A 6260-nucleotide genomic window follows, 5' to 3' on the forward strand; every position below is an offset into this window, starting at 1 on the left:
AAACGCCCCCCCCGGGGGTCTCTCCCGGGGGGGGGGGGGGGGCGGGCCCCCCCGGGGGGGCGGGGGGGGCGCGGGGGGGCTCCCGGCCCGGCGCCCTCCGCGGCGATGGCGCAGGAGGGCCGCCCGGCCGGTCAGGGCTTGAGCACGACCTTGCCGACCGTGGCGCGGCTCTCCAGCGCGGTGTGCGCCGCGGCGGCCTCGGCGAGCGGGAACGTGGTGGTCAGCGGGGTCAGGCGGCCTTCGGCGAGGGCGGCCATCGCGCTCTCCTCCAGCCCGCGCAGGTTCGTGCCCTTCATCATCCGCGGCCCGACCACGACCGACGCGGTGATGCCGAGCCGGTAGAGGTCGCCGGTGTCGATGCGGGTCGGCTCGCCCGCCGTCCAGCCGTACAGCAGGATCCGGCCGCCGACGCCGAGCAGCTCCAGCGCCGCGCGCCCCGCGTCGCCGCCGACGCCGTCGAGCACGACGGTGACCTCGCCGATCCCGGCCGGCCAGTCCGGCCGGGTGTAGTCGGCCACCACGTCCGCGCCCAGCTGCCGGACCAGGTCCAGCTTGGCGGTGCTCGCCACGCCGACGACCCGCGCGCCGACCGCCTTGGCCTCCTGCACGAACAACGCGCCCAGACCGCCTGCGGCGGACGTCACCAGCACCACGTCCTCGGCGGTCAGCTCGGCGATGCGCAGCACGCCCGCGGCGGTGCGCCCGGTGCCGATCATGGCCACGGCGTGGTCGTCGGACACGTGGTCGGGCAGCGCGTGCAGGGACGCGGCGTCGGCCACGGCCAGCTCGGCGTACCCGCCGCTCGCCTGCCCGAGGTGGGCGACGATCCGCTTGCCCAGCCAGTGCGGCTCGACGCCGTCGCCGAGCTTCGTGACGACCCCCGCGACCTCCCGGCCCGGCGTCATGGGCAGCTCGGGCAGCGGGAACGGCCCGCCGCTCTCGCCCTTGCGGATCGTCGTGTCGAGCAGGTGCACCCCCGCCGCCGACACCGTGATCAGGACCCGGCCGGGCCCCGGCTCCGGGTCGGGCACCCGCTCGTACCGGAGGTTCCCGGCCGGGCCGAACTCGTGCTGGCGGATGGCGTGCATGGCGTTGTCCCCTCTGGAGTTCCTGCCGCGCCACGCTAGGAGTTCGAGTTAGCTCGAAGTCAAGCGATCTTGCCCGCGATCGCGCCGTGCCTCTCCGTGACCGCGCGCACCCGCTGCGTGAAATAGCGCCGAAGCGAACTCCGCACTGCCCGCGCGCGGTTCCCGGTCATCTGCTCACGCGATGCCGACAATTGGCGAACGACGTAATCACTTTGACGAAGAGCGGTCTCTTCGGAGATAGTTCATCCGGCACCGCGGTGGTGTCCGACGATCACAAAGGGGACCTTCGTGAACAGCAGGGAGACCGAGTGGAACGGCTCCGCGACGTACGCGTCCGGTGATCTGGACCAGCTCTCCTGACCTGCCCGTCCGGCAAATGCGGCGACGCGGTTCCCATTATTGGGAAATCATATCGACCTATTCGTCGTGATGATCGGCGCGCATTCGGCGCGGCTCGGCGTCCCGGCCTTCATGGGGTGGGTCGGGATGGGTGGAACCCCGGCACGACGGGGCGTGTGACTCCTGTCGGAAAGGGGGGACGGGTTCGTGCGCCCGTCCTCCGCCTCCATTCGGCCCAAGCCCACGGACCGCCCTGTTTGCCGCTCGCGGCCCACGGGTAGTCGGTGGGCGTCCGGAGTCCGGGTAACGGGCTCGTGGTCCGTGTAGTTGGAGGGCGAGATGACCCACCACTCGACCGTCGGTCGCGTCAAGGTCGCGGGCCTGCAACCCGCCCAGGTGCTGGCCGGGCTCGTCGGCCTGGTCTTCCTCGCGTTGGGTGTGCTGGGCTTCGTGCGCACGGGGTTCGGCGACTTCGCGGGCGAGCACCACGCGGCCCTGCTCGGGTTCACCCTGAACCCGTTGCACAACGTGGTGCACCTGGCGTTCGGTGTGCTCGGCCTGCTCATGGCGAGCACGTCGGGCCTGGCCCGGTTGTACGGCTGGCTCCTGTTCCTGGGCTACGGCGCGGTGCTGCTGTGGGGCCTGGCGCTCGCCGGTGTGTTCGCCACCAACCCGGTCGAACGCCTGGGCAACCCCTTGGCGCTCAACATCAACGACAACTGGCTGCACCTCGGGCTGGCCGCCGTCGGCCTGCTGATCGCCGTGCTGCCCGCGCGGCGCAAGCTGGTGACGGAGGAGCCGGTCGAGGACCGGCGGTACGACCGCACCGACCTGGAGCGGGACGCGAGCATCCGCGACCCGCGCACCGACCCGGCGGAGCACGGGATGCCGACCCAGCGGGTCGACTCCCGTCACGGCGGCCCGGAGCAGGTCGAGCCGCGTCGTGCCGGCGCGCACCGCGACGAGCGGATCGAGTCCATGGACCCGACCGTGAGCACGCGGCCGGTCCAGCCGATCGACCCGGCCATCGCCGAGCAGCACAAGTCGCGTTTCGGCCGGTGACGCCACCGCGCTGAGCGCGACCCGCCAAGGCGGCGGCGCAAGGGTCCACGCGACCCCCGCGCCGCCGCCGCTTCGCGCGCTCCGATCGCCGCGGCGACCCGTGGCCGCCGCCCGGCACGGTCCGTGTCCGCTTTCGCGGCTGGGCCGTGCACTCTGCCGAGCCGCGCGTGGAGGTGTGGTCAGACGGCGGAGTCCAGCGTCCGGAGGTGGTCGTCGTCCAGCACGACCTCCAGCGAGCCCAGCGTCTCCTCCACCTGGGCCACCGTCGTGGCGCCCACCAGCGGGATGATGTCCCGGGCCATCAGCCAGGCCAGCACGACCTGGTTGACCGTGGCGCCGACCTCCGCCGCGACCGCGTGCAGCGCGGCCAGCCGGCGGGTGGTGCCGGGGTGGTCGTAGTGCTCGCCCAGCGGCTTGTCCCGGTACTGCCCCGACAGCAGCGCCGAGTACGCCACCAGCGCCACGTCGCCCTCGGCCGCCGCGTAGTCGAACAGCTCGTCGGTCATGTGCACGTGACCGCCCTCCGGCAGCTTCACCCCCGGCCGCGGGCGCAGGTAGCTGTAGCGCTGCTGCACGGCGGTGTAGAGCGGCCACCCGTTCGCCCGCGACACCGCCCGCGCCCGCTCCAGTCGCCACGTGGCGTGGTTGCTCGCCCCGATCTCGCGCACCACGCCCGCCTCGACCAGGGACGCGAACGCGCCGAGCGTGTCCTCCGGTTCGACCCCGCGGTCCTCGATGTGGCTGTAGTAGAGGTCGACGTGGTCGACGCCCAACCGCTTGAGGCTGCCCTCCACCGCACCGCGGATCGTCGCGCCGGACAGGCCCTCGGCGTTCTCCAGACCGGTACCCGGCGTCACCGGCCGGGCGCCCACCTTCGTGGCCACGACCAGGTCGTCGCGGTTGCCCCGCGCGGCCAGCCAGCGGCCGACCGCCTCCTCGCTCTCGTCGCCCGTGCCGCCGTCCCAGAACACGTAGTTGTTCGCCGTGTCCAGGAACGTCCCGCCGGCCTCGGCGAAGCGGTCCAGGATCGCGAACGCGGTCCGGTCGTCCACCCACTTGCCGAACGGCAGCGTGCCCAGCGCCAGGGCGCTGACCTCCAGGGAACCGATGCGCTGTCGTCTCATGGCGGTCAGCCTGGGTGCTGGAGCGCACTCCGGGTCAAGCCCCTGGCATGCTGGACGGCGATGTCGACACTGACGAAGTGGGCCCCCGCCGTGCTGGCGCTCGTGCTGGTGGCCAGTCCCGGGGTGTGGCGTTACAGCCGGCACGTGATCACCATCGCGCACGAGGCGGGGCACGCCCTGGTGGCTCTGCTCACCGGCCGCCGGCTGGAGGGCATCAAGCTCAACTCGGACACCTCCGGGGTCACCGTGTCGCGCGGGCGGCCCACCGGGGTGGCCGTGGTGCTGATGTACTTCGCCGGGTACGTGACGCCCTCGCTGCTGGGGCTGGGCGCGGCGGCGCTGGTGACGGCCGACCAGGTGCGGCCGTTGCTGTGGGCGACCGTGGTGCTGCTGGTCGGGATGCTCGTCATGATCCGCAACGCGTTCGGCGTGCTGTCGGTGGTGGTGACGGGCGCGGTGATGTTCGCCGTGTCCTGGTACGCGACGGCGGCGTGGCAGGCGGCGTTCGCGCTGTTCGTGGCGTGGTTCCTGCTGCTGGGCGGCGTGCGGCCGGTGGGGGAGTTGCAGCGGCGGCGGATGCGTGGCCTGGCGCGGCAGTCCGACGCCGACCAGCTGGCCCGGCTCACCCGCGTGCCCGGCTTCGTCTGGGTGGTCCTGTTCGCCGCCGTGACCGTGGGCACCCTGCTCGCCGGCGGCCGCCTCCTCCTCCCCCTCTGACCCCCGCGCGTCCTACCTCCAGAACGCGCGTGTCCTACGTCCAGAACGCGTGTGTCCTACGTTCAGAACGCGTGTGTCCTACGTTCAGGACCCCTGAGTTCAACGCTCCCGCGCCGACCGTCCCCTGTGGACGCCGACCCGGCACGGGCGCGAGCGCGGCGGTTCAGGGATCGCTGCGCGGGTAACCGGTGCCCATGGTCAGCATCGGATACTTCCTCTCCAGCGAGGAGCACGGACCGCGCGAGCTGGTGAGGCAGGCGCGCTGGGCAGAGGAGGCCGGTTTCGAGCGGCTGTGGATCTCCGACCACTACCACCCGTGGAACCGCGAGCAGGGGAACAGCCCGTTCGTGTGGTCCGTCATCGGGGCGTTGTCGGAGGTCACGTCCCTGCCCATCACGACCGCCGTCACCTGTCCGACGGTCCGGATTCACCCCGCCGTGGTGGCCCAGGCCGCCGCGACGGCCGCCGTCCAGTGCCGCGGCGGCTTCACGCTCGGCGTGGGCAGCGGCGAGGCGCTGAACGAGCACATCTTCGGCGACCCGTGGCCGTCCGCGCCCGAACGGCTCGACATGCTCGAAGAGGCCGTCGAGATCATGCGCGCCCTGTGGACGGGCGAGGAGGTCAGCCACCGCGGCGAGCACTACGCGGTCGAGAACGCCCGCCTCTACACCCTCCCGCCCGCACCCGTGCCGGTGTACGTGTCGGCGTTCGGGCCGAAGGCGGCGGAGGTCGCCGGCCGGATCGGCGACGGCCTGTGCTCCACCATGCCCGACCCGTCGCTGTTGGAGAAGTTCCGGGCCGCGGGCGGCGAGGGCAAACCCACCCAGGCCGGCTTCAAGGTCTGCCACGCCCGCACCGCCGAGGAGGGCGTCAAGACCGCGCACCGGCTCTGGGCGAACGAGCAGCTGCCCGGCGAGCTGGCCCAGGTGCTGCCCACGCCCCGGCACTTCGAGCAGGCGTCGACGCTGGTCACCGAGGAGATGGTGGCCTCGGCCCTGCCCGTCGGCCCCGACCCCGAGCCGTACGTGAAGGCCGTTCGGGAGTACGCCGACGCGGGCTACGACGAGGTGTACGTGAGCCAGATCGGACCCGACCAGGAGCGGTTCTTCGCGTTCTGGGCCGACCGGGTGGCGCCGTCGCTGAGCCACGCCACCACCGCGGCGGGAGGCGCGCGATGACCGACCCGGACGAGCGCCCCCTGGACGAGATCGAGCAGTTCGACGAGGACGAGCTGGACGTCGACCCGCTGGAGGAGGGCGTCGACCCGCCCGAGCACTGGAGCGGCGCCGACCGCCACGGCACCACGCCGCGCGAGCTGCGCGAGGGCGAAACGCTCGACCAACGGCTGGCCCAGGAGCAGCCGGAGTAGTCCCGACGCAAACCCGACCACCCGGTAATCCACCCGATGTGGCGCCGTCACGTTTGCCGCCGGGGTGCCGGCGGGTAAGCCGTGATCAAGCACCTGTGACACCGCAAGGGGGTTCCTCCGATGACCAGCACCGCGCGCCTGCCCAAGCCCGTGACCGACGTCTGGGACTGGCAGAAGGAAGGGCTGTGCCGAGGACGTGACAGCGCGGTCTTCTTCCACCCGGACAACGAGCGCGGCTCCGCCCGGGCCGCCCGCGAGGACAAGGCGAAGCAGCTCTGCGCACGCTGCCCCGTCATCGACCCGTGCCGCGAGCACGCGCTCGCGGTCCAGGAGCCGTACGGCGTCTGGGGCGGCATGGGCGAGGACGAGCGCCGCCGGATCATCGCCAACCGCCGCCGCTCCGCCGCCTGACGAACCACCCCGGCCGGGGACACCCGGTCACCCGCTCGCCCATCCCCTTGACGCGGATCGGACCGGGGCAGCGCCGCCCCGCCCGAACCCACCCCCGACGCGGGACCCGAACGAGCGCCGCAACGCACCGGGGCCGCCCGACCACTCATC

General features: G+C 72.9%; 7 protein-coding genes. 5 read left to right on the forward strand and 2 right to left on the reverse strand.

The genetic code is table 11. The annotated features are described in order from the left end of the window. Positions 1–131: 131 nt before the first annotated feature. Positions 132–1088 carry a zinc-binding dehydrogenase gene (locus ACFXGA_RS39110; RefSeq protein ID WP_378097910.1) on the reverse strand — a complete coding sequence of 319 codons (957 nt, stop codon included), beginning with the start codon at positions 1086–1088 and terminating at the stop codon, positions 132–134. Positions 1089–1766: 678 nt separating this feature from the next. Between ACFXGA_RS39110 and ACFXGA_RS39115 the strand changes: the two genes are divergently transcribed. Next, on the forward strand, positions 1767–2489 hold the full coding sequence (locus ACFXGA_RS39115) for a DUF4383 domain-containing protein (RefSeq protein WP_378097913.1): 723 nt from the start codon (positions 1767–1769) through the stop codon (positions 2487–2489). 179 nt (positions 2490–2668) lie between these two features. Here ACFXGA_RS39115 and ACFXGA_RS39120 read toward each other — a convergent pair whose 3' ends face one another. Further along, the gene (locus tag ACFXGA_RS39120; protein WP_378097916.1) at positions 2669–3613 is read right to left on the reverse strand and encodes an aldo/keto reductase; all 945 of its coding nucleotides are present in this window, start codon (positions 3611–3613) and stop codon (positions 2669–2671) included. A 60-nt stretch (positions 3614–3673) separates the two neighbouring features. Here ACFXGA_RS39120 and ACFXGA_RS39125 point away from each other — a divergent pair, with 60 nt between their 5' ends. The 4 genes from ACFXGA_RS39125 (at position 3674) to ACFXGA_RS39140 (ending at position 6110) form a co-directional block, all read left to right on the forward strand. Beyond that, a complete protein-coding gene (locus ACFXGA_RS39125) occupies positions 3674–4330 on the forward strand; it encodes a M50 family metallopeptidase (protein ID WP_378097919.1) in 657 nt (218 codons plus the stop codon). Between the two features lie 194 nt (positions 4331–4524). Beyond that, positions 4525–5508 carry a TIGR03557 family F420-dependent LLM class oxidoreductase gene (locus ACFXGA_RS39130; protein ID WP_378097922.1) on the forward strand — a complete coding sequence of 328 codons (984 nt, stop codon included), beginning with the start codon at positions 4525–4527 and terminating at the stop codon, positions 5506–5508. Further along, positions 5505–5699 carry a hypothetical protein gene (locus ACFXGA_RS39135; RefSeq protein WP_378097924.1) on the forward strand — a complete coding sequence of 65 codons (195 nt, stop codon included), beginning with the start codon at positions 5505–5507 and terminating at the stop codon, positions 5697–5699. The genes ACFXGA_RS39130 and ACFXGA_RS39135 overlap by 4 nt, the downstream gene beginning before the upstream one ends. 120 nt (positions 5700–5819) lie before the next feature. Further along, positions 5820–6110, forward strand: coding sequence for a WhiB family transcriptional regulator (locus tag ACFXGA_RS39140; protein WP_378097927.1), 291 nt, complete (start codon positions 5820–5822; stop codon positions 6108–6110). Positions 6111–6260 lie beyond the last annotated feature (150 nt).

Source organism: Actinosynnema sp. NPDC059335 (assembly GCF_042752395.1).
Classification (GTDB): Bacteria; Actinomycetota; Actinomycetes; order Mycobacteriales; family Pseudonocardiaceae; genus Actinosynnema.

Bases quoted from the DNA above. Each gene is read 5' to 3' on its own strand.
- ACFXGA_RS39110 (WP_378097910.1), bottom strand. From the start codon at position 1,088: ATGCACGCCATCCGCCAGCACGAGTTCGGCCCGGCCGGGAACCTCCGG.
- ACFXGA_RS39115 (WP_378097913.1), top strand. From the start codon at position 1,767: ATGACCCACCACTCGACCGTCGGTCGCGTCAAGGTCGCGGGCCTGCAA.
- ACFXGA_RS39120 (WP_378097916.1), bottom strand. From the start codon at position 3,613: ATGAGACGACAGCGCATCGGTTCCCTGGAGGTCAGCGCCCTGGCGCTG.
- ACFXGA_RS39125 (WP_378097919.1), top strand. From the start codon at position 3,674: ATGTCGACACTGACGAAGTGGGCCCCCGCCGTGCTGGCGCTCGTGCTG.
- ACFXGA_RS39130 (WP_378097922.1), top strand. From the start codon at position 4,525: ATGGTCAGCATCGGATACTTCCTCTCCAGCGAGGAGCACGGACCGCGC.
- ACFXGA_RS39135 (WP_378097924.1), top strand. From the start codon at position 5,505: ATGACCGACCCGGACGAGCGCCCCCTGGACGAGATCGAGCAGTTCGAC.
- ACFXGA_RS39140 (WP_378097927.1), top strand. From the start codon at position 5,820: ATGACCAGCACCGCGCGCCTGCCCAAGCCCGTGACCGACGTCTGGGAC.